This is a genomic window from Streptococcus sp. 263_SSPC, assembly GCF_001071995.1.
In the GTDB taxonomy this organism is placed as follows: Bacteria; Bacillota; Bacilli; order Lactobacillales; family Aerococcaceae; genus Granulicatella.
The window spans coordinates 15,686-39,578 of sequence record NZ_JVNU01000051.1 but is presented as its reverse complement, the minus strand read 5'-3'; the positions used below and the strand labels follow the sequence as shown (position 1 = coordinate 39,578).

The following is a 23,893-nucleotide window of genomic DNA, read 5'->3' as shown; positions in this document are numbered from 1 at the left end:
TGTTTGTAATTTTCATAAAAAGAACAATTTTTAAAAAACTTAAAACACATAAAAAAAGCTAGATAGACTGCTCTATCTAGCTTTCTCATTATTGTTTATAGACACATTTACCAGTGATATAGGTTGCTTCTACGTTCGTGTTTAACAAATCCACAGGGTCACTTTCAAGAATATTCTTATCTAGAATTACGAAATCTGCGAATGTTCCAACTGCTAATGTTCCGATATCCAAACGACTAAGGGCTTTAGCTGCCCCACTCGTATGCGCCTTTAATGCTTCTCCAATCGAAATACGTTGTTCTGGCATTAAGCATGGCACTGGTAGCTGCTCTTTTGTTTGACGGGCTACCGCGTTGAACATCGATTCAAACGGTGTCACATCCAGTACAACAGGTGTATCTGTTCCAAACCCAAGCGTTGCACCTTCTTCTAAGAAAGATTTGAACGGGAACATATGACGGGCACGTTCTGCACCAACTTCTTCATCTAAAGTCTCGTATCCTACTAATAAATGACTTGGTTGCACTGAAACAATTAATGAAGGTTGAGCGGTTAAAGGAAGGTCTGTTGGATCCATTACTTCTAAATGCTCAATCGTATTGAATTTATATGGTGCGTCAAACGGAGTCTCTTCTTGCGCCTTTTTGAAGTTTTGAAGCGTTAAGGCAATCGCCTTATCTCCAACCGTATGAATACGCATCGGCCATCCTTCTTTGTTAGCAAGAAGCGTTAGGCGTTCCATCTTCTCTTCTGTTAAGAGTGGACCACCCACGTCTCCTTCAAAAAATGGCATCGGATATGGCTCTTTCAAATAAGCCGTATGCGAACTGGTCACTCCATCGTAAAATTGCTTCACGCCCCCCATTTGGAGCATGTCAGAGCGGTATGTCTTGTAGAGTTCACGGTTACGTTCCAATTTTTCACGCATCGCTGGGAAGAAGCTCACACGAACAGTCGCATCCTTTTCTACTTTCGAGTAGAGTTCTGGATACACGATATCATCTGGGCTTTCACCTGTTAAGGCAACATCCCCTACAGCCGTCACACCCATTTTATTCAAATAAGACATATAATCTTTTAACGCTTGTTCTTCGTCGTCTTTATATACAGACAAGACTTTTGATAAATAATAGATGGCTTTTGCTTCAAGGAACACCCCTGTAAGTTCGCCGCCTTCTACCACTGCTTCTCCGCCGATGTTTTGCGGAATCGCATCTGGCGTTAATTCGAGCACTTCTAGCGCTTTGGAATTGAGCCAAATCGTATGAGCGTCTCCTGCGATTAAACAAATAGGTACGTCTGTTGATGCTTTATCTAAATCTTCTTTTGTCGGTAACACTTGTTGACCAAAGTCGCTAGCATACCAACCAATTCCGATTTTCCAACCATTATATTCAGGAATCGAACTTGCTTGAAGAACTACCTCATCAATTGTTGGACCACCGACTGCCTTCATTTTTCCTAAATGAATTAAGGCAGATAAGTATAAATGCACATGGGCATCAATAAAACCAGGTACGACTAGTTTTTCTCCTGCATCTAGGATTTCTCCTTCAACAGGTGTGTTGTAATCGAAATGGTCAACAATGCGACCATCTTTAATTTCTAAAATCCCACTAACTGCTGTCGTTGCATCTCCAATAAAGAGATGTTTACTTTTTAAATAGTAATGCATATTATAACTCCATCTTGAAGTCTAAGAAGGCTTCGTTATATTTTTGAATCCACTCATTTCCTAAATATTCATAGTGTTCTAATGAATTGATAATTTCTTCTGAAGGATAGTATGTTTCATCAGAAGTTACTTCAGGATCCATTAACTCTTTTGCTTTTTCGTTTGGTGTTGAATAACCCACATATTCGGCATTTCTAGCTGCATTTTCTGGACGAAGCATAAAGTTGATAAACGCGTATGCACCATCGATATTTACAGCTGTGTGAGCAATCGCAAAGTTATCTGTCCAAACCGCACTGCCGTCTTTTGGTAAGATATATTGGACGTTTGGATTTTCTTCTGCAACTGCCGCCGCGTCTCCAGAATACCCCATTCCGATTGGAGCTTCTTCAAGTTTCATCATCGTTTTGATTTCTTCATTAAGTACCGCACGAACATTTGGTTTCAATTCTTTTAACTTCACTTCTGCCGCATGTAATTCATTCTCATTCTTCGAATTTAACGAATACCCTAATGATTGAAGCGCCATTCCGAGTGCTTCACGGTTTCCATCTAAGACGAGTACTTTATTTTTGAAATCTTCTTTCCATAAATCATTCCATGTTTGAATGCTTTCTGGATCGATATATTTCGTATTGACCATAATTCCGACTGTTCCCCAGAAATATGGCACTGTATATTGATTTCCTTTATCTACTGGACTATTTAATAGAAAAGGAGAAATATTCTCTAGTCCTTTAATCTTTGAATGGTCTAGTTTTTGAAGTAAATTTTGATTCACTAATTTGGTAATACTTGATTCACTTGGAAAGACGATATCATAACGCGTTCCGCCTTGTTTTAGCTTGGCTTCCATCGCATCATTAGAATCGAATGTTTCATAGACAACTTGAATGCCTGTTTCGGCTTCAAATTCTTTTATCAATTCTGGATCGATATAGTTTCCCCAGTTAAATAGGAACAATTGCTGTTGTTCTGATGAAGTTTCTACTTCCTCTGTAGATTCTTTTGCTTGAAGCATGTTTTTTACTCCAAATAAAATAGCAACCATTGCAAGAATTGCAACGATTAAAGATACTAGTTTTTTCATTTATGACCCCTTCTCATTAAAAAAACTGCTTTTAATACAGTACGGCACCTAGATTAAAAGCAGTTCTCATTCTTATTTAGATTTTACGTAGTTCTTGCCGTTAGCGGCTGGTCCTTCCGATTTTCCAATGAATCCTACCAATACAATGATAGTAATCAAATATGGCGCAATCGTCAAGCCAACTGATGGAATATCTTTAATTACTGGGATGTAGTTTCCGATAACCCCTAAACTTTGAGCAAGTCCAAAGAGTAATGCTGATAGCATGACGCTCACTGAATTCCACTTACCAAAGATCATCGCAGCCATCGCAATGAACCCTTGACCAGCGATGGTTGTCGCTGAGAAGTTCAGTGTAATCGATTGAGCAACAATGGCTCCTCCGATACCAGCCAAGAACCCTGAGATTAATACTCCAGCAAAACGCATATGGTAAACGTTAATTCCTAATGTATCTGCTGCTTGAGGATGTTCCCCTACAGAACGTAATCGTAATCCAAATTTTGTCTTATTTAAAATCGTCGCACAAATAAATGCTAACCCAATGGCTAGATAAGCTGGAACAAATGTATCTGTGAAGAAGATTTTCCCAATGACTGGAATCGAACTTAATACTGGAATCGTTGTTTTACCAAAATAGTTCGTAATGATTTCCGTTTGTCCGATTTCGTTATACATTAAGCGGCACAGGAACACGGTTAAGGCTGGTGCTAGTAGGTTCAGCACTGTTCCTGAAATGATGTGGTCTGCACGTAGGTAAACTGTTGCGACCGCGTGAATGGATGAGTACAACATTCCTGCAAGAGCCGCTACACCAAGTGCAACCCATGGCGTCAAAGAACCAAGTTGTGGTGCAAATGCCAAGTTAAACACTGCTGAAGCAAATGCCCCGACGACCATTGTTCCTTCAAGACCGATATTTACAATCCCGCTTCGCTCTGAGAAGATACCACCAAGCCCTGTTAAAATCAGTGGCGTTGAGTAGATGAGCATGTTCCCAACAACTACTTGTAAAAGTGTTACTAAATCCATTTCTCATTACCCCTTTCTCTTCCCAAATTGAGGGAATTTATCAACAATAACTTCCATTAAGTAGTTCGCACCTACAAAGAAGATGATAAATGCGACTACAATCGATACGACTTCTGTTGGAATCTTCGCAAGGAGCGGCATTGAAATACCTCCAATACGAAGAATGGCAAATACTAATGCAGAGAATAGAATACCGATTGGATTATTCAATCCAAGAAGCGATACTGCCATTCCGTCCCATCCGATACTTGGAAGACTTTCTGAAGCAAATGCATTTTGGAAAGTTCCTAACCCTTCCATCACTCCGCCAAGACCTGCTAAGGCACCAGAGATGACCATTGCGAGAATAATCGTCTTCTTAGCGCTCATACCGGCATATTCAGCAGCGTGTTTGTTTAACCCTACTGTTTTCAATTCGAAACCAGTAGTTGTTTTATTCATGACTAACCAAACAATGAAAACTGAAGCAATCGCGATAAAGATTCCTCCATGCAAGGTTGATTTTCCTGTCAGTTGATACAAGAATTGCATTCTTAAGCTAGCTGCTTCTGGAATAGAAGCTGTGATTTCTGATTTCTCTGTTAAGATTTCACGAATCACGTAGTTTACGATATGAAGCGCTGTGTAGTTCAACATAATCGTTACGATGACTTCACTGGCATTAAAGTACGCTTTTAAGTAACCTGCGATCCCTGCCCAGATAGCACCGGCAAGCATCCCCATAAAAATACATAATGGTAAGAGAATAATTTTTGGTAAATCTGGAAGAACTAGTCCTGTCGCAACGGAAGCAAACCAACCGACTAACGCTTGTCCAGCAACCCCAATATTGAAGAAACCAGCGTAACTTGCAAACGCAAATCCAAGCGCTACAAGAATTAATGGTGTGGCTTGACGTAATGTTTCACCAATATAGAATGGTTTTCCAAGTGAGCCTTTCAGTAATGCGGAATATCCTTTTACTACGTCAAAGCCGAATACCCACATGATAATGGCTCCGACTAATAATCCAAGTACAACTGAAAGGACTGGAATAAGAATCTTTTTGTATTTTGCACCTTTCATCTTATAACGCCTCCTGTTCCTTAGCTCTTACTTGTTCGCGAGTCGAACCAGCCATTAATAATCCTAATTCTGTTTCATTTGTTTCTTTAGTATCTAACACATCTACGATACGACCTTCATACATGACAGCAATGCGGTCCGCAACGTTTAAAATTTCATCTAATTCAAAGCTCATTAGTAATACGGCTTTACCTTTATTTCTTTGATCGATTAAACGCTTATGAATATATTCAATCGCACCTACGTCAAGTCCACGCGTTGGTTGAGCCGCAATAAGTAAACTTGGGTCACGGTCGATTTCACGAGCGATAATTGCTTTTTGTTGGTTCCCACCAGAAAGAGCACCAGCGGCTACTGTTGGACTTGGTGTACGCACGTCAAACTCTTCAATTAAACGTTCTGCTAAGTCCACAAAAGCTTTTTTATTTAAGAATCCATTCTTCGATAATGGTTCTTTATAGTACGTTTGAAGTCCGATATTTTCATCGAGACCCATTTGAAGAATAAGACCATGTTTATGACGGTCTTCTGGAATATGACCTAGGCCACCTTCAGTACGTTGTCTTGTTGGCACCTTCGTAATATCTTTTCCATCTAATTGGATTGAGCCACTTTCGATGGCACGCAAGCCAGACAACGCTTGAATCAGTTCTGACTGTCCGTTTCCGTCCACCCCAGCAATTCCGACAACTTCACCATGTCTTACCGTTAAATCTAAACCTTTCACTGCTTCAATACCACGGCTATCTTTCACAACAAGGTCTTTAATCACTAAAGCCTCTGTTGTTGGTTTAGCAGGTTCTTTTTGCGTCTTAAAGGATACAGAACGTCCCACCATCATGTCGGCTAGCTCTTGGTCTGAAACATTTCCCATTTCAACCGTTCCAATGACATTTCCGCGACGAATAACCGTACAGCGATCCGCAACCGCTTGGATTTCTTTAATCTTATGGGTAATTAAGAAGATGGATTTTCCTTCCTTCGTTAATTGCTTCATGATCACAATCAGCTCAACGATTTCTTGAGGAGTTAATACCGCTGTTGGTTCATCAAAGATTAAAATATCCGCACCACGATATAAAGTTTTCAAGATTTCAACACGTTGTTCCATCCCAACTGTAATATCTTCTACTTTCGCATCAGGATCTACCGCAAGATGATATTTCTTAGAAAGCTCCATAATTTCTTGTTTTACCGCATTTTTATCGATAAAACCGAACTTTGTTTGCTCTTTACCCAGGATAATGTTCTCCACTACGCTGAATTTCTTCACAAGCATAAAGTGTTGGTGAACCATTCCGATTTTTAAGCGATTCGCTGTATTTGGTGAATCAATTTTTGTTGGAACACCATTCACTTTAATTTCTCCTTCCGTTGGTTCTAATAACCCTGAAAGGATATTCATTAATGTCGATTTCCCCGCTCCGTTTTCTCCAAGAAGCGCGTGGATTTCGCCTTTTTTCAATGTTAAATCAATCTGATTATTGGCTACAAAATTACCAAACTTTTTTGTGATGCCTTTCATCTCAATCACAAATGTTTCTTCTACCAATCGTCTCACCCCGCACAATGTTCTATGTATACAAAAGTAGGAGCGAAGAAATTCGTATTCTCTTCAACTCCTACTCCTCTCAATTTAAGTTCGTTTGTTAAAATTAAGGTTTCGCAGGAACTTCTTGTTTTCCTTCGATAATTGCTTTTTTGTATACAGCAACTTTTTCCTTAACTGAGTCTGATAATTGACCATCTGTTAAACCAACACCGTTATCAGATAATCCGTAAAGTACTTGTTCACCACCATGGTAGTTTCCTTTAGAAGCATCTTCACTAAATTTGATAAGTGCTTGTTTTACACCTTTAAGTGTTGATGTCAATGTTACGTTACGAGAGTCGTTTACTTTACCTTCTGCTTGTTGGTCTTGGTCAACCCCGATTACCCAAATTTTACGATCTGGATTTGCTTCAACGATTGATTTAGCCGCTGCGAATACTCCAAGTCCTGCACCACCTGCTGCTGCATAAATGATGTCAACATCTGAAGCGTACATTGCTTCTGCAAGAGATTTTGCTTTAGCACCATCTGAGAATGATTCAGCATATTGAATTTCAACAGTTGCTTTAGGGTTTACTGCTTGAACCCCAGCTTTGAAACCAGCTTCGAATTTGTCTAATGCTGGACCGTGCATACCACCGATGAAAGCTACTTTATTTGTTTTAGTTGTTAAACCAGCTGCAACCCCTGCAAGGAATGCTGCTTCTTGGTCTTTATAGTTGATTGAAGCCACGTTTGGTTGTTCAACCACACTATCGATAATCGCAAAGTGAGCATCTGGATTTTGTTTTGCTGCTTCTTCAACAGCTTTTTGTAATTTAAATCCGATTGCGAAAATAATATTGTATTCATTTAAAACTGCAGTGTTAAGGTTTGTAGTATAGTCAGATTCTGCTTTGGAAAGAATGTAATCAATACCATTTCCTTTAGTTTTACCACCGTTATTTTTACCCCATTCTTGAAGGCCTTCCCAAGCGCCTTGGTTGAATGATTTATCGTCAATACCACCAGTATCAGATACCATTACCGCTTTGAAGTTGTCTGAAGAGCCAGCGTTGTTTTGAGAAGATGCTTGTGAGCTGTCAGATTTTGATCCGCCACACGCTGCTAGTACAGCAGTCGCACCAAGTGTCAATGCAAATAAAGCTAAATTCTTTTTAGTTTTCACGATAAAAAACCTCCAATAAATGATTTACTACAGTCATTCTAACATAAATAGAATGAAAATCAAGCTAAATCTTTTCATTGGAGGTATTTTTTATGAGAAATGTTCGGTTTTTACATTTCTATACGTTGGTTTCACCCGGTTCGGAAGCGTCATTTTCATTAAAAACATGAACATTCACTTTTCTTCCTTTACTTCCATCTGCAGGTCCAACATAACCACGCGCCTCTAATTCATCAATCATACGCGCTGCACGGTTGAATCCGATACGGAATCTTCTTTGTAAATAAGATGTACTAATCGTTTCTTGTTCTTTTAATAATTCGATAACTTCGTAGAATAGTTCGTCTTCTGGTTCACTTCCACCAGCAGAAGTTGTATTTTCTGAAGGCATCATCGCTTCGTCATACTCTACTTCTTGCTGATTCTTCACGAAATCAACAATACGTTCGACTTCTTCATCTGTTAAGAATGCGCCTTGTACACGAATTGGTTTATTTTCACCCATCGGCATATACAGCATATCCCCGCGTCCTAGAAGTTTCTCAGCGCCATTAGCATCAATAATCGTACGAGAGTCTGTACCACTAGATACCGCAAAGGCGATACGAGAAGGAACGTTGGCTTTAATAATCCCTGTGATAACGTCAACAGACGGACGTTGTGTTGCTAGAATCATATGAATTCCGGCAGCACGAGCCATTTGCGCAAGACGAATAATCGCATCTTCCACTTCATTACTTGCAACCATCATTAAGTCCGCAAGCTCGTCTACAATCACGACGATATAAGGAAGAGTTGGATTATTTTCGCCCGTTTCACGGTTATATTGTTCGACATGAGCGTTATATCCATCGATATTACGCATTCCCATTGAAGCGAATAATTCGTAACGTTTTTCCATCTCAGCCACAACCTTTTGTAAGGCTTGAGCGGCTTTACGAGGGTTCGTTACAACCGGAGTTAATAGATGCGGAATGCCATTATACACATTCAACTCTACCATCTTCGGATCGATCATCATTAATTTCACTTCATGTGGTTTTGTCTTCATTAAAATACTTGTGATAATGCCGTTAATACATACCGATTTACCAGAACCGGTTGAACCGGCGATTAACATATGCGGCATTTTTGTAATATCGCAAAGACGAACATTACCAGAGATATCTCTTCCTAATGGTACGTCTAAAGGTTTTGGTGATTGAAGAGCCGATTGAATTACATCGCTAAACGACACAAAACTTGTTTGGCTATTTGGAACTTCAATCCCTACATAAGGTTTTCCTGGAATTGGAGCTTCAATACGAATATCTTTTGCAGCCAGTGCGAGCGCGATATCATCACTCAAGTTCACAATCTTACTTACTTTTACACCAATCGCTGGTTGAATTTCGTATTTCGTTACGGCTGGTCCAAGCATTGGGTTTGGCATTACTTTGGCATCCACCCCAAAACTTGCAAAGGTACGTTCTAAAATACGCATATTTCGTTCCACAATTGTACGTTCATTCGTTTGATCTGATTGTTGTACTGGATTTAATAAAGTCACTGGTGGTAATTGATAATCTTCATCATTTTGTTCACCACTCATTGAAAGTTCCCCGATGTCTTCCCCATCATCCTCGAACTCAGGCTCTTCTGGCTTTTGAACTGAAACAGGAGCTACTGGTTGCGGAGGCATCACTGGTGCTACTGGTTCCACTGGAGGAATCGGTTCAATCGATTCTACCATTGGAGAAGTTGCGTACTCTTCCTCTGTTAAAGTTTCATCTTCATATTCATCAAAGAACACATCTTTCATTCGGTCTAATAACGAATGTGGTTTTCTTGGTTCTTTGGGTTTTTCAGGTGTTTCTGTTTGTACTGGCGTAGGAGCAGGAGCCGGTGCTACAGGTGTTGCCACAACCTTCTCCTCGGCTTCTTGTTCTTCTTCCAAACGGCGTGCTTCACGTTCGGCTTTACGCTCGGCTAACTTTTCAGAAGCATTCGCTGTTTGCGTACGTACAAAATCCATCACGTCACTTAAATGCACGTTGAAGATTAAAAGTCCGCTACATACTAATAATAAGAATACGATTAAATACGTTCCCCATTGTGAAACAAGGAAATACGTACATGAATAAAGAAGAGTTCCTAATACCCCTCCACCGAGTCGTTGAGAAACGGTATTAGACGTAAAGTCCACCATGAAACGATTCATCATTTCTTGGAAAACAGGAGAACCTGAACTAGTAAAGCTACTATAGGTCATCACTGACACGAATAAGAGAAGTGCCACGCTTGATGAAATGGCTGCAGCAGTCCATCTCCACATAATCTTAGGCATGCGTCCACGGAATAACATCCCGAACCCCGCAAGAACTCCGCACACTCCACCGAAGGCATATAAATCCCCGATAAAGAAACGAATTAGGTTAGCAAAGAATTTTCCTAAGAATCCTAATTGAAAAGTTGCTAATAAACTATAGACAATAATAAATACAGCTACAGCTTCAATCGATAAAAACGGATTGGTATTCTTTGTATTTTTTCTTTGTGTTTTTTTCTTCGTTTGTTTAGCCACGTTCTTCTCCTTTCTCTTCTACTAATTGATTATTTTCATCGACTAAAATCAGTCCATGGAAAATTTGAACATCACATTCACACGCCACACAATAATCTTGTTCTTTCTCATCCCAAAAGGCAATGGCGCTTGTTCCTTTTGATCGTTTTTCTGGATAGTTAGAAGCAAGTCTTGCTTCATGCTGTTGGAAACTATTTTTCGCTTCTTCTAAAGAAGAAAATTCTTCAGTCGAAACAATCATTTTTTCCCAGTCATCGAAAAACCACCACGGTTCATCTTGACCTGCTGTCTCAATTACTTTAAACATGTTTTCACCTCGTTTATTAGTATACCAAATTTTGCGAAATCATGGTAATCTTGTTTCATAGAGATGTCAAAATAATTCTACTTTTTGGAGGTCTTTCTATGATTACAAGACAAATTCGTGTTTGGGGACGCGTTCAAGGCGTCGGATTCCGCTTTTTCACGCAGCAACTCGCGATTCAATTAGATATTTATGGCACGGTTCAAAATAAAATGGATGGCTCTGTTTTTGTAGTTGCACAAGGCGAGGAAAAAGCCGTCACTCGTTTTATCGAAAGAGTCAAAGCTTCCGTATCCCCTTATGGACGTGTTGACCGGTATGAAGAAAGTGACGTCGTGGATGCACCTAAATTTACAAAGTTTCAAATTATATAAAGAACGTTGCTATTTCAACGAAACACGTGTACAATAAATCATGTTATTAAATGAAAAGGAAAGTGATTATGAAACTAACTAAAAAAGCTCAACTTCTATTAGTTGCAACAGTTCTTCCCCTACTACTTGCAGGATGTACCGTTCAATATAATGAAAACCATGAACCAATTGGTTGGCTCTATAACTATTTAGTAGTCCCAACACAATGGTTATTAAACCAAATTGCTTCTGTATTTAACGGAAACTACGCGATTGCAATTGTGATCGTATCAATACTTGTTCGTGTCGTTTTGATGCCAACACAATTCCATCAAATGAAAACAATGCTTGTCCAACAAGAAAAAATGGCAGTATTAAAACCATATATTGCTGAAATTACTGCTCGTGCAGAACAAGCGACAACTCCTCAAGAGAAACTTGCAATCCAACAAGAACAAATGGAGTTATACAAACTAAACAATGTCTCACTAATGGGCGGTATCGGATCAGGATGTTTACCAATCTTGATTACATTGCCAATCTGGAGCGGATTGTATAACGCAATTCTGTTATCAAACGAAATTTCAAGTAGTAACTTCATGGGAATTAACCTTGGAGCACAATTCTTACCAATCGCTCTTGCGACAATGGTAGCTTACTATGTTCAATCAGTAGTCAGCCAAATGGGAATGGACGAAGAAACGAAAAAACAAAGTCGTTCGATGAACTACATTCTTCCAGCAATGATGTTCATGATGACTTTCCAATCACCAGCCGGGGTTGGTATTTACTTCTTCATCTCTGCCCTTATCCAAATTTTACAATCATGGATTCAAAATACTTATATTCGTCCAAAAATTAAAGCTCAAATCGACGAAGAATTAAACCATGAAAACATTGTGTTACCACAACGTACAACACCACGTAAAACAGCTCAAAAAGTGACTCAACAAGAGACGTTCGCACAACGTCAAAACAAAACTGGTGGCCGTAACGCTGGTAAACAAAACCGCAAATAATAACGCAAAATACCTTTGAGAATTTCTCAAAGGTATTTTTTTGATGCAATGTGTATCATGCATGATACGTATCACAGATGATACACTTTTTGTTTGCGAATGTTTTTGTATCAAAAATGATACGTATCATTTTTGATACATTTTAGTTTTCTCAATGTAGGATGTAACAATTATGTTACGTAACAAAAATGTTACACTCGCAAAAAAAGACATAGCGATTCGTTTTCGCTATGTCTTTTCTAATGATTGTTATTCTTGCATCATCCCTGCTTGGAGTTGATACATCTTATAATAGAGCCCTTCTTTTTCAAGAAGTTCTGTGTGCGTGCCGCTTTCTACGATTTCTCCTTTATCAAGCACAAAGATTTGATTAGCATCTTGAATGGTTGATAATCGGTGCGCAATCGCTAAAGTGGTACGTCCGTTTCTCATTTTCTTCAGAGACGTTTGAATGACTTCTTCGGTTTGCGAATCGATATTCGCAGTCGCTTCATCCAGAATCAGGATTTTAGGATTAGCCGCAATCGTTCTGGCAAAGGCGATTAATTGACGCTCTCCGCTCGAGAACGTTGAGCCCTTTTCAGATACTTTATGTTCATATCCTTGTGGCAGTTGCTCGATAAAATGATGAGCATCTACGAATTCGCTCGCCTTCTTCACTTCTTCGTCTGTAATATCTTGATACATGCGAATATTAGAAGCAACCGTTCCATGGAACAAGAATGGATCTTGAAGCACGAGTCCGATTTTATCGCGAAGGACTTCTTTTGAATACTGTTGAATTGGAATATTATCAATCAAGATTTCTCCTTCTTTAAAATCATAAAATCGTAAGAAGAGATTCATAATAGACGATTTCCCTGAACCAGTCGAACCAACAAAAGCAACGGTCTCTCCTGGATTCACGACAAAGTTAATATTCTTTAATACATTGCGTTTTCCATCATAAGAGAAAGTGACGTTTCTAAACTCGATCTTCCCGTCTTTAATCTCCGTAACCTTCCCAAGTTGTTCAGGTTCGTAATCCGTATTATCGATGACTTCAAAGACACGAGTCGCTGCAATCATCGACGTTTGAATAATCGAGAAGTTTTGCGTCACATCGATTAATGGATTAAATAACTGATTTGAGAATTGAATAAAGGCATACATCACCCCTGCTGTCACACCAGCTACTTCCCAAGTAAGGCCAAAGTATAAAATAATGACCGCATAGGCAACGAGCTTAAGTAGCGACATCGCAGGACGAAGGAACAGACTATTCACATTAATCGAACGATTCGAGAATTGCACATGCTCCTCATTAATCTGTTCGAATTCTTTTCTTAAACGTTCTTCTTGGTTAAATGCCTGAATCATCTTCATCCCATCAATACTCTCTGCTAGCTTCACGTTAATCTCACTAAGCTTCTCACGCGTCTTACGAATCACGCTATGAGAGAGACGATTATAAATTTTAACGGACGCAAACATCACCGGAATAAATAGAACCATTAAAATTGTAAGGCCTACATTCATACTAAACATCGCAGACAAGGTCGCTACGACGATAAATAAAGTACTTAAAAACGTCGAGAAAATCGAGCTAAACATATCGCTGACTGCCTGCGTATCGTTGGTTAAACGAGAGACGATGGCTCCAGCTGGTGTTGTATCGAAGTACGTCATATTGAGTTTTTGCATATTCGAAAAGGCCTCTTGACGCAAATCACGAACAACACTATTGGATACATAACTAAAGGCATAGGTTCCAATATACGTTAAAAGAACACGTAGTAAGAACAATGAGTAGTAAACGATGAGAAGCCAGTAACCCTCATTCCACACGCCGTTATCAATATACGTGTCGATATAATAACGAGCTATCAGCGGAATCACTGTTGCGGTAATACTCGATAAGAGGATAAATAAAATCGCAATCGTACTCGACTTCTTATAACGCCATAAGTAGGCGATGAGTCGATTAAAGGTCTTCATGTTCAACTGCGTCTCCCCCTTCCTCAAGTGTCGCTTCAAGCTGTTGACGGTCGTATGTTTTAGCATACCAACCACCAAGCGCCATTAATTCGTCATGCGTTCCTTTTTCAACAATACGTCCATCTTGGAGCACGATGATAAGGTCCGCATGTACAATCGCTGATAAACGGTGCGCTGTAATCATCGTTGTCTTGTCGCTGCGTTCACGTTTTAAGTTTTCTAAAATTAAATGCTCGGTTTTGGCATCGACAGCCGATAACGAATCATCAAGCATGAGAATTTCAGGGTTCACAACAAGCGCACGTGCCATCGATAGACGTTGTTTTTGACCACCAGATAAAAGCACACCCTTCTCCCCGATTAACATATTGAACCCTTCAGGCATTGCCATAATATCGTCATACAGTCCGCAAATTTTAGTAGCTTCTACGACGGCTTCATCAGGAAGTGTTGGATTTCCAAAACGGATATTGTCTTTAATCGACATCGCAAATAAAATCTGTTCTTGCGGCACATATCCCATAAGCTCACGCAAGTCTTTCATGCGATAATCTTGTATCGAATGACCATTCATCAAAATCTCTTCTCTTCCTGCATCATATTGACGAAGGAATAATTTTAAGAGCGTTGATTTTCCTGACCCTGTTGGACCAACAATCCCTAGCGTTTGCCCTTGATGAAGGCTAAATGTAATATCTTCTAATGTTGGCACATCTTCGTATTGGAAGGTGTGAATATCGACATCAATCTCACGAGCTTCTGTAATCGGAAGTGCGTTAGGAGCATCTTTGACTTCACTAGTCTCTTCCAATAACGTTTCAATACGACGATACGAGATGCTTGCACGTTGACCGATATTTAGGAGCCACCCAATGGCTTGAAGCGGCCACACCAGCATATCTAAGTACGTCATAAAGGTAATCATTTCTCCAACAGTAAATTCGCCTTGTTGGATTAAATAGCCACCATACCCAAGGCTAATTAAGTAGCTAAGCCCCACGAAAATCAAAACGATTGGATCGAATAAATTATTATATTTCGCTGCATGATTATTCTTCTTCCATGCATCTTGGTTTGTTTCCCAAAACGATGCCGTTTCTTTTTCACCATAGCCAAATGATTTCGTCACTTTAATCCCAGAAACGCTCTCGTTCACATGGTTATTCAGCAATGAGAAAGCTTCTTGCGATTCTTTGAAACTTTGATGCTCAGCACGAACGACGAAGTTTGTCGCAATCGCTAAAAGTGGCAATGGAATAATCGCAACGAGCGTCACACGCCAATCAAGCACAAAGAACATCGTCGCTAGCGTCACGAGCGCTGTAATCGAGGCATCGACAGCCGACATGACACCTCCACCAGCCGTCATAACAATAGCGCTCACGTCATTTGTTGCATGGGCCATCAAGTCTCCTGAACGGTACTTTTGATAGAAGCTTGGTGACATCTTTGTAAAATGTTCAAAAAGCTGCGTTCGTAATCTCTGACCAAGAGAGTTCGCCGTTCCAAAAATGAACAGTCTCCATACAAAACGAAGGCCATACATGGCTACTGCTGAAAGGAGTAACAGCAATAAGTTCCATAGTAAAGACGATGTTGTTAAAGTCTTCAGGTCAATAGAATCGACAACTTCCCCGATCACTCTTGGTGGAATCAGATTCAATACACTGACAAGCGATAGCGCCAGAATTCCAATGACGTATCGTTTCCACTCTAATTTAAAAAACCACGATAATTTCTTTAGTAAATACATTTCTCTCTCCTTTCACACGTCTATCTATTGTACTATAGTCGTCTTTCTATTTCATATGAAAAGTTTTAAAAAAAGACAACCTTTGTCAAGGTTGCCTTATGTTCTATTTACTTTTTTGTGTTTGCGGATAAATCCACAAGAAAACAACAAGTGCAATGACTGCAAGTGTCGTTACAAAGACGACACTGATTTGTCCTGCTGTTACTAAATTTGAATCAAACGAGCTGAAAATACGCGCGATAACGGCTGTTGAAATCGCACCAGTGAATTGTTGCAATGTATTCACGATACTATTTCCATCTGCTTGAATCTCTGAATTTAATTGAGCTAATGAATAGGTTACATTGCTTCCCATTACAAATCCAATCCCTGTCATAAAGATGACGTTTAGCGCTAAGAGCGGATAAATCGTTAACCCTGGGAAGAAGATGCTGATGGCTACTCCTCCAACAACCGCAAACACTAATCCTGTTAAAATCGGCTTCAATGGACCTGATTTATCATACCAACGACCGGACACAACAGATAATACGGCTACCATCGAAGCCCCTGGGAACATGAAGAGCCCAGCCACTGTTGCTGTTTCTCCCCAAGCTAATTGAATAAAGTTTGGATAAATGAACGATAATCCTAACACAACTGCTTGGAATGCTAACACGATATAAAGCGTCGCATTGAAGCGGACAATTTGGAATGGTTTAAACGATAAGAGCGCATTATTTCGATTAAAGTAGTAAAATGCCGCAAACGCTACAACCACTACTCCAAGGTAGATGACAGATAAATGTTCAATCGCCATCAGTAAGCTTGCAAGACCAATCCCTAACGTTACAAACGCCATAAAGTTGAATGGTTGTTTCTTTGGTGACTCTTCCGCTTGAATCGCCCAAAGTCCCATCACTAATGAGAAAATTAGGAATGGAATCAATGCGTAGAAAATTGCACGCCATCCAAACATACTTGAGACAACACCACCAAATGTTGGCCCGATTGGTGGCGCAAGAGCGGTCGTCATCCCTCCGATTCCAATGACTGTTCCATGTTGGTGCAGCGGCACTTTTGTCAATACGATATGGAACATTAATGGAAGTGCAATCCCTGTTCCAATCCCCTGCATAAAGCGTCCGAGTAATAAAATCGCTAAGTTTGGTGAAATACAGTCAATTAAGACCCCACCGATGAATAAAAGGTTCGCTGCCAAGAAGAGTTGGCGAATCGTGTAGTTTCGTGTTAAATAAGCCGTAATTGGCACGACGATGGCAATAGCCAGTAAGTATCCTGTTGTTACCCATTGAATCCCTGAAGAATCTGTATGAAATTCTGTCATCAGTGTTGGGAAGGTAACGTTCATTGCTGTTTCAATCAACACGCCACAAAAGCTCATAATCGCCGTTGCAACTACTGCTGGAATGACATGCCATGTTTTCGTTTGGTTTCCCATTGAGTTCTCCTTTCTTTGCGTTATCATCGCCATAAAAAAACCGCAACCTTACGAGTTTAGTAAGATGTTGCGGTTTAAATTATTTTATAACGCTGTTTCCTAACGTTTTTTCTTTAATTTTTTCAATTTATTTTGTTTTTGACGGCGTGCGTATTGTTGCATACCGATTTGAGCAAGTTTATTCGTACGTCCGCCCATGCCCATTTGGTTCATCATGCCTTCTAGGCCTTTCATATTACCGTTGGACATTTGGTTCATCATCTTCTTAGATTCGTTGAACTGTTTGATTAAACGGTTCACTTCAGCTAACGGACGAGCTGAACCTGCCGCAATACGTTTACGACGAGCTTGTGATAAGATATCTGGATTTTCACGCTCTTGTGGGGTCATTGATAAGACGATAGCTTTCATACGAGCTGTATCTTTTGGATCCACTTTTAAGTCGTTTAGACCAGCCATTTTATTTAACCCTGGAATCATCTTCAAGATGTCTTCTAGTGGTCCCATCTTATTCACTTGGTCTAATTGGTCGATAAAGTCATTAAAGTCAAAAGTATTTGCTTTAATTTTATCTGCCATCTCTTGCGCTTTTGCTTCATCGAAGTCTTGTTGCGCCTTCTCGATAAGGGTCATCATATCCCCCATACCAAGAATACGAGAAGCCATACGTTCTGGGTAGAAGATTTCGAAGTCTTCTAATTTTTCCCCACGACCTGTAAATTTAATTGGTTTTCCTGTAACAGAACGGATAGATAGAGCCGCACCACCACGAGTATCCCCATCAAGTTTTGTAAGGATAACCCCTGTGATGTCCAAACGTTCGTTAAATGTTTGAGCCACGTTTACGGCATCTTGCCCTGTCATTGAGTCGACAACGAGTAAGATTTCGCTTGGATTTGCGACTGCCTTGATGTTTTGTAATTCTTCCATCAAGTTTTCGTCAATATGCAAACGACCGGCCGTATCGATAATCACTAAGTCACGACCATCAATTTTCGCTTTTTCAATCGCTTGTTTTGCGATTTCCACTGGGCTTACTTGATTTCCAAGTGAGAATACTGGGAAGTTTAATTGTTTCCCTAATGTTTGTAATTGGTCAATCGCGGCTGGACGGTACACGTCGGCAGCAACTAGTAATGGGCGTTTCTTTTCATGTTTTGCCATGAAGGAAGCTAATTTACCAGCAGTCGTTGTTTTACCGGCACCTTGTAGACCGACCATCATCACTACTGTTGGTGGTTTTGCTTCGAAACGGAACGGCGCTTGTTCGCCCCCCATTAATTCTGTTAATTCTTCGTTAACGATTTTAACGACTTGTTGTGCTGGTGATAATGCTTCAAGCACATTAGCCCCTAATGCACGTTCGTTCACTTTACGTACGAAGTCTTTTACAACTTTGAAGTTAACGTCGGCTTCTAACAGCGCAAGACGCACTTCACGCATCATTTGTTTTAAGTCAGCTTCCGTAATTTTTCCTTTTCGTGAAACGGAAGTCATCGCATTTTGCAGGCGATCTGATAATCCTTCGAATGCCATAATTTCACTCCTTGAGTTTATTTATTCATCTCTTGTAATTTTGAAACGATTGAAGCAAGTTGAGTTGCCTCAGGATAGGTCTTTTGAATTTCTTTTTCTAATTCATCATAGTGCTCTTGGCGTTTATAGAAATCAGCGACCAGATGTAATTTCTCTTCGTAGTTTTCTAATAACTTTGCCGAGCGGCGGATATTATCATATACTGCTTGACGGCTCACGTCAAATTCTTCGGCGATTTCACCCAGCGAATAATCATCCCCATAATAGAGCTCCATATATTCGAGTTGTTTATCGGTTAAAAGGCTGCCATAGAACTCCACAAGCAAGTTCATTTGCGTTGTTTTTTCTAATTCCATTCGTTGACCTCCCTTAAACTCATATCCTTTATTATAGCAAAATTAGGGTTATTACGCTAACAAAAAAACGGAGTAGAACTTCCCCCAGAACTTGTATCATTCCGGCTTGTTTTCCACTCCAAAAATAGAACTACATTTGATTTATTACGTTGTCACCCTTTTTACACAGAACATTCTTCCTAACTGCATCAACAGTTGAAGAATACTCCACCCCATCATCAAAAGAACTAGTTGACTACAAATCCCAAAAGCTCCTTGTAAGAAAAGTGGAATGGTGCTCTCCACAAATGCGTCGGTAATCATAATGATACTTGCAAAGATTTGGTAAAAAAGTAAAAGAAGGATTAAAGCTTCCCCTACTCCAATTAGCCAATCGTGTTGCTTGTTACTTCGTTGTACTATTCCAATCACCAACAGTCCAGTCAAGGATTGAAACAGTATTAGTACTCCTTCATCAAAAAATACACCACTTTGATTATAGAAATAGATTGAAAAAAGAAATTGAATCAATAAACAGATAAAAGACAAATACTGGTAGACCTTACTTAACGACTTCATCATTAGCTCATTCCCCTTTCTGTTTAACTCAGTATAACAACATTACTTATTAATGAATTTATTCACTATATATATTATACAAAAAAAAAACGGTTTTTTAAGTAAATGCACTCGAAAATTAATCTTATACTACCCCAATAATCACTTCAATTTCAGCTAAATTTTTTGCAAAATGAATTTGGCTTCTGTCTTCTTCGCTCAGTAAGTTCGTTTCCACCATTTTATCGAAAAAGGCTTCTAAATGGTCGTAGTAGCCTTCCATATTATAGAAGATACAAATACCATTGGTTTGGCCTACACGTACCCAAGAAACGACCTCTGCGATTTCTTCGAGGGTACCAGGACCACCAGGAAGAGCAATGTACACTTCACTGAGAGCAATCATTTGATTTTTGCGTTCTGACATCGTATCGACAATATGAAGTTTCGTGATATCTTGTTTCGCAATTTCTCGGTCTACAAAGAACTGTGGCATCACGCCAATGACTTCGCCACCTTCATTCATCACGGCAGTCGCAACGACTCCCATGAGCCCTGTATTTCCACCACCATAGACAAGTGTGTGGTTGTGTTTTGCCATCCACTTCCCTAGTTCTTCTGTCTTTTTGTCAAATGCAGGGCAATTACTTTGGCTTGCCGCACAATAAACTGCAATATTCATACGTTCTCCTTTAAAAGAAAGAGGCGTAATCTCTTACGCCCCTCCACTCATTTTTATTTAAATGCTGCGATAATTTCGTCAGCAATATTTTTAGAACAGATAACACCAGTTGTCTTCTTGTTAGGAACTAAGAAGTCCACTTCTTTTCCATCTACTGTACTGTAGTGTAATCCTAATTCTTTAGCAATCACCATTCCTGGTGCGATATCCCAAGGTGCTAATAATGTAGAAACATACGCTACAGATTTTCCTAAAATCACTTGGATATGCTCGATTGAAGAAGCCCCGTAAGTACGAGTAACCATTGCTTTACGAATCATTTCTGCTTCTTTTTCAGTCGCTTCTAATAACATAAATCCATTCACGTTGATTGAGCTGTCGCCAATGCTGTGGATTTCTGGAGTTGAAAGACGACGGCCGTTGCAGTAAGCACCGTAATCTTTAATACCGTAGACGAAGCGATCACGCATTACATCGTAAATGTAACCTAATAGACCTACACCATCTTTATATAAAGCAATCATAATACCGAAGTCTTCTTGACGTTTCACGAAGTTTAAAGTGCCATCGATTGGGTCGATTAACCAAACGTAACCGTCCATTGAAGTTAATTCGTCACCGAAACCTTCTTCTCCCATGATTTTATGTGTTGGGAATTGTTCGCGAATTTTAGCGATAAAAAATTGTTCGATTTCTTTATCCACGTTTGTTACTAAGTCGTTACGGCTTGTTTTTGTATCTACTTTTAATGGTTCACCAAAGCTGTGACGAATTTTTTGTCCAGCCTCCATAATCCAGTCATTTACTAATAAGTGTGTTGCTAATAAATCCATTATTTTTTCAATCCTTCCATACGAATAATTTTTGTTGCGTTTTTACTTGCTTGGACTACACGATAAAGGCTATATCCAGATGCCTCCTCGAATTCACGACCGAGTCTCTTCTCTTCACCGATACTACGGACTACCGTTTTAAATTCTTGGTAGGCTTTTTTAAAAGCTTCTACTTGGATTCCTTTTTCGTAAGCCTCTTCGACCGCATTCCAAAGTTTGATGACTTTATTCATCTCTTCATGCGACCATTCCAAATCAATTGGATAACTATAATTGGCCATCTCGCCACCTCACAATCATACCCATTTAGTATACACTTTTTCTGCAAGAGTTTCCATTTATGAAGCAAAAAAATTAGTAATGAAGATGATAACTTCGAATCCTTGCGGATTTTTTCATTGTCGTTGTAATGGGGCACCGGCTCAAGCCGTTTGTCTTTCGCCTTTAAAGCCTCAAAGCAGGAGTAAGAAAAAACTTTCTAACTCCTGCTAATTCGCATTTAATGCACTTTCCCATTACTACGACAATAAAATCCACCAGATTCTTCGTCATCATCTTCATGGTGCTTTATATGAATTAATACAACTCTTCCAGAATTTACTAAATAGGTTGATTCCTCGAAAATTAGACAAAACCGCTCTAACTTTATCACTGCTTTTCAGTATATTTTGTTGATAGCACGTTCTTAAAACTAAGTCGCTTCACTCTCTAACTCGAGAAGCACCGGACCCTTTCCCTTGGGCACAAATCCCAAAAGAAAAACATTCATCTATGGATTACAGAGAATCCGCGGATTTTGTAGTTGCAGTGACAGGAAGTGCATCAAAACGAGGGAGAAAGACAGAAATGCCATAGATACATTGTATCTATGGCATTTCGTTTTCTTTCCCCCACAAAGTTGAATAGGAATGAGATAGCTGTTTACAGCGAAACTCATTCCATTCAACCACTGTGCTAAGAGGGCGTAGGATTTTGAATCCATACGCCTCTTTGAGGCTTTGAAGGTGAGAGACATCGGCTCGAACCGGTGCCTTGTCACAGCAACTACAAACAAATCCGCAAGGATTCATCGTAATCCATAAAGCCTTTGATTATTTTCCTTCTTGGTATTCTTTTGCGATTTGTGCACCAAGCTTCGCGTTATTGTAAACAAGCTGAATATTTGTCTTCAAGCTTTCCCCGCCTGTTAACTCAACGATTTTCGCTAATAAGAATGGTGTGCTATCTTTACCATGAACGCCTTTTTCATCCGCTTCACGAACTGCTTGATCGATAATGGCATCGATTTTTTCATGTGGAATTTCGTATTCTGCAGGAATTGGGTTTGTAACTAAGATACCGCCTTTAAGGTTCAATAACTCAGAGTAACGAATCATTTCTGCTACTTCTTTTGCAGAGTCAACACGGCTGTTTAATTTGTACTCAGATGTACGAGTGTAGAATGCTGGTAAGTAGTCTGTTTGGTAACCTACTACTGGCACCCCTTTTGTTTCTAAATATTCAAGAGTACGTGGTAAATCAAGAATCGCTTTTGCACCAGCACAGACAACTGTTACTGGAGTTTGTCCTAATTCATCTAAGTCTGCTGAGATATCCATTGTTTCTTCAACGCCACGGTGAACCCCACCGATACCGCCAGTTACGAATACTTTAATTCCAGCTAAGTGCGCACCAATCATTGTTGTCGCTACAGTAGTTGCTCCTAAAACACCTTTAGCAAACACTTCTGCTAAGTCACGGCGAGATACTTTTGCAACTGGTTTTTCTTTCGCAAGACGTTCTAAATCTGCTTCTTCTAAACCAATTTTATATTTTCCATCCATGATAGCGATTGTTGCTGGAACAGCACCATTGTCGCGGATAATTTGTTCTACCGTTTTAGCCATTTCAACGTTTTGTGGATATGGCATTCCGTGTGAAATGATTGTTGATTCCAACGCCACGACTGGTAGGTTGTTGTCTAATGCGTGTTGCACTTCTTTACTGATTGATAATAATGGATTCATGATAAACCTCTTTCCTTTAATTGTTGATATTCTTTTTCAAATGACTTAGCGTTTAAGTCTTTTCGAACTGTTTCAATGGCTTGGACCGTATAGTACGAATTCGTTAATCCGTATCCAATCGACTCTTCCAAGCTTGCTTTCTTAAGAGCTCCGTAAAGCACTCCAGAAGAAAATGAATCTCCTGCTCCTGTCACGTCTTGAACATGATCTGCTTTTATTGGTGTAAAAGTTTTTACGACTCCTGTTGCAGCTGCAAAAACACCACATTTCGTCCCTTTTGTAATGACGATATTTTCAACGCCATCCTTCTGCCACAAATTAGCTAGTTCCGAAAGCGTGTGTTCGCCGTACCTCGTCCTAGACTCGTCCGCATTGACGACAATCCAGGTCACTCCTTGTAAATTGTCAGGGATTCGTTTCATCTTCGGTCCACTCACTGGAATAATGGCCAGTGGAATCTTCTCAAGACTAGTTAGTTCTATGAGTGCTTGTAATGTTTCTTGTGGAAGATTTAAATCCGCAATGACTAGTGCTGCTTGTTTCACCGCTTCTTCGTGCGAAATAAGCCAGTCAGGCGTCATTTCCTCACAAATGGTCATATCGGCTAAAGCTAGACACATGTCTCCTTGGAGGTCCAAAATCGCTGTATAATTCGACGTTGTTTTCCCTTTTAATCGGTCTACAAGTGAAAAATCGATAATGCCTTCAGTCTCTTTTTCAAGCCAAGTAAAACTTTCATCATCGCCTGCAACTGACAACATCTTAACAGGAAGGCCTAGACGTCCCAGATTTTCGGCAATGTTTCTTGAAACACCACCGGCACTTAGCGACGAGACCACTGGATTACTCGTCTCAAGCACGAGATTTTCGAGCAATTGAACTTTCTTATCCACGTTCATTCCGCCGATACAAAGTACGTAGGAATCCTTAAATTTCTTCTCTTCTGACATG

General features: G+C 39.8%; 21 protein-coding genes. 2 read left to right on the top strand and 19 right to left on the bottom strand.

What is annotated here, in order from left to right:
• Positions 1–88 precede the first annotated feature (88 nt).
• From ADH02_RS07810 to ADH02_RS07775, 8 genes are all read right to left on the bottom strand, one after another.
• On the bottom strand, positions 89–1,675 hold the full coding sequence (locus tag ADH02_RS07810) for an amidohydrolase (protein ID WP_048783957.1): 1,587 nt from the start codon (positions 1,673–1,675) through the stop codon (positions 89–91).
• Between the two features lies 1 nt (position 1,676).
• Positions 1,677–2,765 (bottom strand): ABC transporter substrate-binding protein, encoded by a 1,089-nt coding sequence (locus ADH02_RS07805; protein WP_048783955.1) that lies wholly within the window; start codon positions 2,763–2,765, stop codon positions 1,677–1,679.
• A gap of 72 nt (positions 2,766–2,837) precedes the next feature.
• A complete protein-coding gene (locus ADH02_RS07800) occupies positions 2,838–3,797 on the bottom strand; it encodes an ABC transporter permease (RefSeq protein ID WP_048783954.1) in 960 nt (319 codons plus the stop codon).
• A gap of 6 nt (positions 3,798–3,803) precedes the next feature.
• Positions 3,804–4,862 (bottom strand): ABC transporter permease, encoded by a 1,059-nt coding sequence (locus ADH02_RS07795; RefSeq protein WP_048783952.1) that lies wholly within the window; start codon positions 4,860–4,862, stop codon positions 3,804–3,806.
• A gap of 1 nt (position 4,863) precedes the next feature.
• Positions 4,864–6,414, bottom strand: a complete 1,551-nt coding sequence (locus tag ADH02_RS07790) for an ABC transporter ATP-binding protein (protein ID WP_048783950.1) — start codon at positions 6,412–6,414, stop codon at positions 4,864–4,866.
• Between the two features lie 103 nt (positions 6,415–6,517).
• Positions 6,518–7,582 (bottom strand): BMP family lipoprotein, encoded by a 1,065-nt coding sequence (locus tag ADH02_RS07785; RefSeq protein ID WP_048783948.1) that lies wholly within the window; start codon positions 7,580–7,582, stop codon positions 6,518–6,520.
• A gap of 118 nt (positions 7,583–7,700) precedes the next feature.
• A complete protein-coding gene (locus ADH02_RS07780; RefSeq protein ID WP_048783946.1) occupies positions 7,701–10,145 on the bottom strand; it encodes a DNA translocase FtsK in 2,445 nt (814 codons plus the stop codon).
• Positions 10,138–10,452, bottom strand: a complete 315-nt coding sequence (locus tag ADH02_RS07775) for a DUF1033 family protein (RefSeq protein WP_048783943.1) — start codon at positions 10,450–10,452, stop codon at positions 10,138–10,140. The genes ADH02_RS07780 and ADH02_RS07775 overlap by 8 nt, the downstream gene beginning before the upstream one ends.
• 98 nt (positions 10,453–10,550) lie before the next feature.
• Between ADH02_RS07775 and ADH02_RS07770 the strand changes: the two genes are divergently transcribed.
• Both ADH02_RS07770 and yidC read left to right on the top strand, forming a co-directional pair.
• Entirely contained in the window at positions 10,551–10,823 is a 273-nt protein-coding gene (locus tag ADH02_RS07770) for an acylphosphatase (RefSeq protein WP_048710913.1), read from the top strand.
• Between the two features lie 68 nt (positions 10,824–10,891).
• Positions 10,892–11,821 (top strand): membrane protein insertase YidC, encoded by a 930-nt coding sequence (yidC, locus tag ADH02_RS07765; protein WP_065427033.1) that lies wholly within the window; start codon positions 10,892–10,894, stop codon positions 11,819–11,821.
• 249 nt (positions 11,822–12,070) lie between these two features.
• Here yidC and ADH02_RS07760 read toward each other — a convergent pair whose 3' ends face one another.
• The 11 genes from ADH02_RS07760 to ADH02_RS07710 form a co-directional block, all read right to left on the bottom strand.
• Complete coding sequence (locus ADH02_RS07760; RefSeq protein WP_048784019.1) at positions 12,071–13,798, bottom strand: ABC transporter ATP-binding protein; 1,728 nt, start codon at positions 13,796–13,798, stop codon at positions 12,071–12,073.
• Positions 13,785–15,551: an ABC transporter ATP-binding protein gene (locus ADH02_RS07755; protein WP_048783939.1), complete on the bottom strand. Its 1,767-nt coding sequence runs from the start codon at positions 15,549–15,551 to the stop codon at positions 13,785–13,787. Before ADH02_RS07755 ends, ADH02_RS07760 begins: the two co-directional genes overlap by 14 nt.
• Before the next feature lie 103 nt (positions 15,552–15,654).
• Positions 15,655–16,992 (bottom strand): MFS transporter, encoded by a 1,338-nt coding sequence (locus tag ADH02_RS07750; RefSeq protein ID WP_048783937.1) that lies wholly within the window; start codon positions 16,990–16,992, stop codon positions 15,655–15,657.
• 99 nt (positions 16,993–17,091) lie between these two features.
• On the bottom strand, positions 17,092–18,528 hold the full coding sequence (gene ffh / locus ADH02_RS07745; protein WP_048711171.1) for a signal recognition particle protein: 1,437 nt from the start codon (positions 18,526–18,528) through the stop codon (positions 17,092–17,094).
• A gap of 17 nt (positions 18,529–18,545) precedes the next feature.
• The gene (locus ADH02_RS07740; RefSeq protein ID WP_048783935.1) at positions 18,546–18,884 is read right to left on the bottom strand and encodes a putative DNA-binding protein; all 339 of its coding nucleotides are present in this window, start codon (positions 18,882–18,884) and stop codon (positions 18,546–18,548) included.
• A gap of 144 nt (positions 18,885–19,028) precedes the next feature.
• The gene (locus ADH02_RS09565) at positions 19,029–19,445 is read right to left on the bottom strand and encodes a hypothetical protein (RefSeq protein ID WP_048783932.1); all 417 of its coding nucleotides are present in this window, start codon (positions 19,443–19,445) and stop codon (positions 19,029–19,031) included.
• 121 nt (positions 19,446–19,566) lie between these two features.
• A complete protein-coding gene (locus ADH02_RS07730; protein ID WP_048783931.1) occupies positions 19,567–20,103 on the bottom strand; it encodes a TIGR00730 family Rossman fold protein in 537 nt (178 codons plus the stop codon).
• A 53-nt stretch (positions 20,104–20,156) separates the two neighbouring features.
• On the bottom strand, positions 20,157–20,936 hold the full coding sequence (locus tag ADH02_RS07725; protein ID WP_005605229.1) for an inositol monophosphatase family protein: 780 nt from the start codon (positions 20,934–20,936) through the stop codon (positions 20,157–20,159).
• The gene (locus tag ADH02_RS07720) at positions 20,936–21,217 is read right to left on the bottom strand and encodes a UPF0223 family protein (protein ID WP_048711176.1); all 282 of its coding nucleotides are present in this window, start codon (positions 21,215–21,217) and stop codon (positions 20,936–20,938) included. The genes ADH02_RS07725 and ADH02_RS07720 overlap by 1 nt, the downstream gene beginning before the upstream one ends.
• Before the next feature lie 810 nt (positions 21,218–22,027).
• On the bottom strand, positions 22,028–22,942 hold the full coding sequence (locus ADH02_RS07715; RefSeq protein ID WP_048783929.1) for a pseudouridine-5'-phosphate glycosidase: 915 nt from the start codon (positions 22,940–22,942) through the stop codon (positions 22,028–22,030).
• On the bottom strand, positions 22,939–23,892 hold the full coding sequence (locus ADH02_RS07710) for a carbohydrate kinase family protein (protein WP_048783927.1): 954 nt from the start codon (positions 23,890–23,892) through the stop codon (positions 22,939–22,941). The genes ADH02_RS07715 and ADH02_RS07710 overlap by 4 nt, the downstream gene beginning before the upstream one ends.
• Position 23,893 lies beyond the last annotated feature (1 nt).

Excerpts from the sequence above, each read along its gene's own strand:
- ADH02_RS07810 (WP_048783957.1), bottom strand. The coding sequence starts at position 1,675 with ATGCATTACTATTTAAAAAGTAAACATCTCTTTATTGGAGATGCAACG.
- ADH02_RS07725 (WP_005605229.1), bottom strand. The coding sequence starts at position 20,936 with ATGGATTTATTAGCAACACACTTATTAGTAAATGACTGGATTATGGAG.
- ADH02_RS07730 (WP_048783931.1), bottom strand. The coding sequence starts at position 20,103 with ATGAATATTGCAGTTTATTGTGCGGCAAGCCAAAGTAATTGCCCTGCA.
- ffh (WP_048711171.1), bottom strand. The coding sequence starts at position 18,528 with ATGGCATTCGAAGGATTATCAGATCGCCTGCAAAATGCGATGACTTCC.
- ADH02_RS07805 (WP_048783955.1), bottom strand. The coding sequence starts at position 2,765 with ATGAAAAAACTAGTATCTTTAATCGTTGCAATTCTTGCAATGGTTGCT.
- ADH02_RS07775 (WP_048783943.1), bottom strand. The coding sequence starts at position 10,452 with ATGTTTAAAGTAATTGAGACAGCAGGTCAAGATGAACCGTGGTGGTTT.
- ADH02_RS07750 (WP_048783937.1), bottom strand. The coding sequence starts at position 16,992 with ATGGGAAACCAAACGAAAACATGGCATGTCATTCCAGCAGTAGTTGCA.
- yidC (WP_065427033.1), top strand. The coding sequence starts at position 10,892 with ATGAAACTAACTAAAAAAGCTCAACTTCTATTAGTTGCAACAGTTCTT.
- ADH02_RS07715 (WP_048783929.1), bottom strand. The coding sequence starts at position 22,942 with ATGAATCCATTATTATCAATCAGTAAAGAAGTGCAACACGCATTAGAC.
- ADH02_RS07720 (WP_048711176.1), bottom strand. The coding sequence starts at position 21,217 with ATGGCCAATTATAGTTATCCAATTGATTTGGAATGGTCGCATGAAGAG.
- ADH02_RS07770 (WP_048710913.1), top strand. The coding sequence starts at position 10,551 with ATGATTACAAGACAAATTCGTGTTTGGGGACGCGTTCAAGGCGTCGGA.
- ADH02_RS07760 (WP_048784019.1), bottom strand. The coding sequence starts at position 13,798 with ATGAAGACCTTTAATCGACTCATCGCCTACTTATGGCGTTATAAGAAG.
- ADH02_RS07755 (WP_048783939.1), bottom strand. The coding sequence starts at position 15,551 with ATGTATTTACTAAAGAAATTATCGTGGTTTTTTAAATTAGAGTGGAAA.
- ADH02_RS09565 (WP_048783932.1), bottom strand. The coding sequence starts at position 19,445 with ATGATGAAGTCGTTAAGTAAGGTCTACCAGTATTTGTCTTTTATCTGT.
- ADH02_RS07710 (WP_048783927.1), bottom strand. The coding sequence starts at position 23,892 with ATGTCAGAAGAGAAGAAATTTAAGGATTCCTACGTACTTTGTATCGGC.
- ADH02_RS07800 (WP_048783954.1), bottom strand. The coding sequence starts at position 3,797 with ATGGATTTAGTAACACTTTTACAAGTAGTTGTTGGGAACATGCTCATC.
- ADH02_RS07740 (WP_048783935.1), bottom strand. The coding sequence starts at position 18,884 with ATGGAATTAGAAAAAACAACGCAAATGAACTTGCTTGTGGAGTTCTAT.
- ADH02_RS07795 (WP_048783952.1), bottom strand. The coding sequence starts at position 4,862 with ATGAAAGGTGCAAAATACAAAAAGATTCTTATTCCAGTCCTTTCAGTT.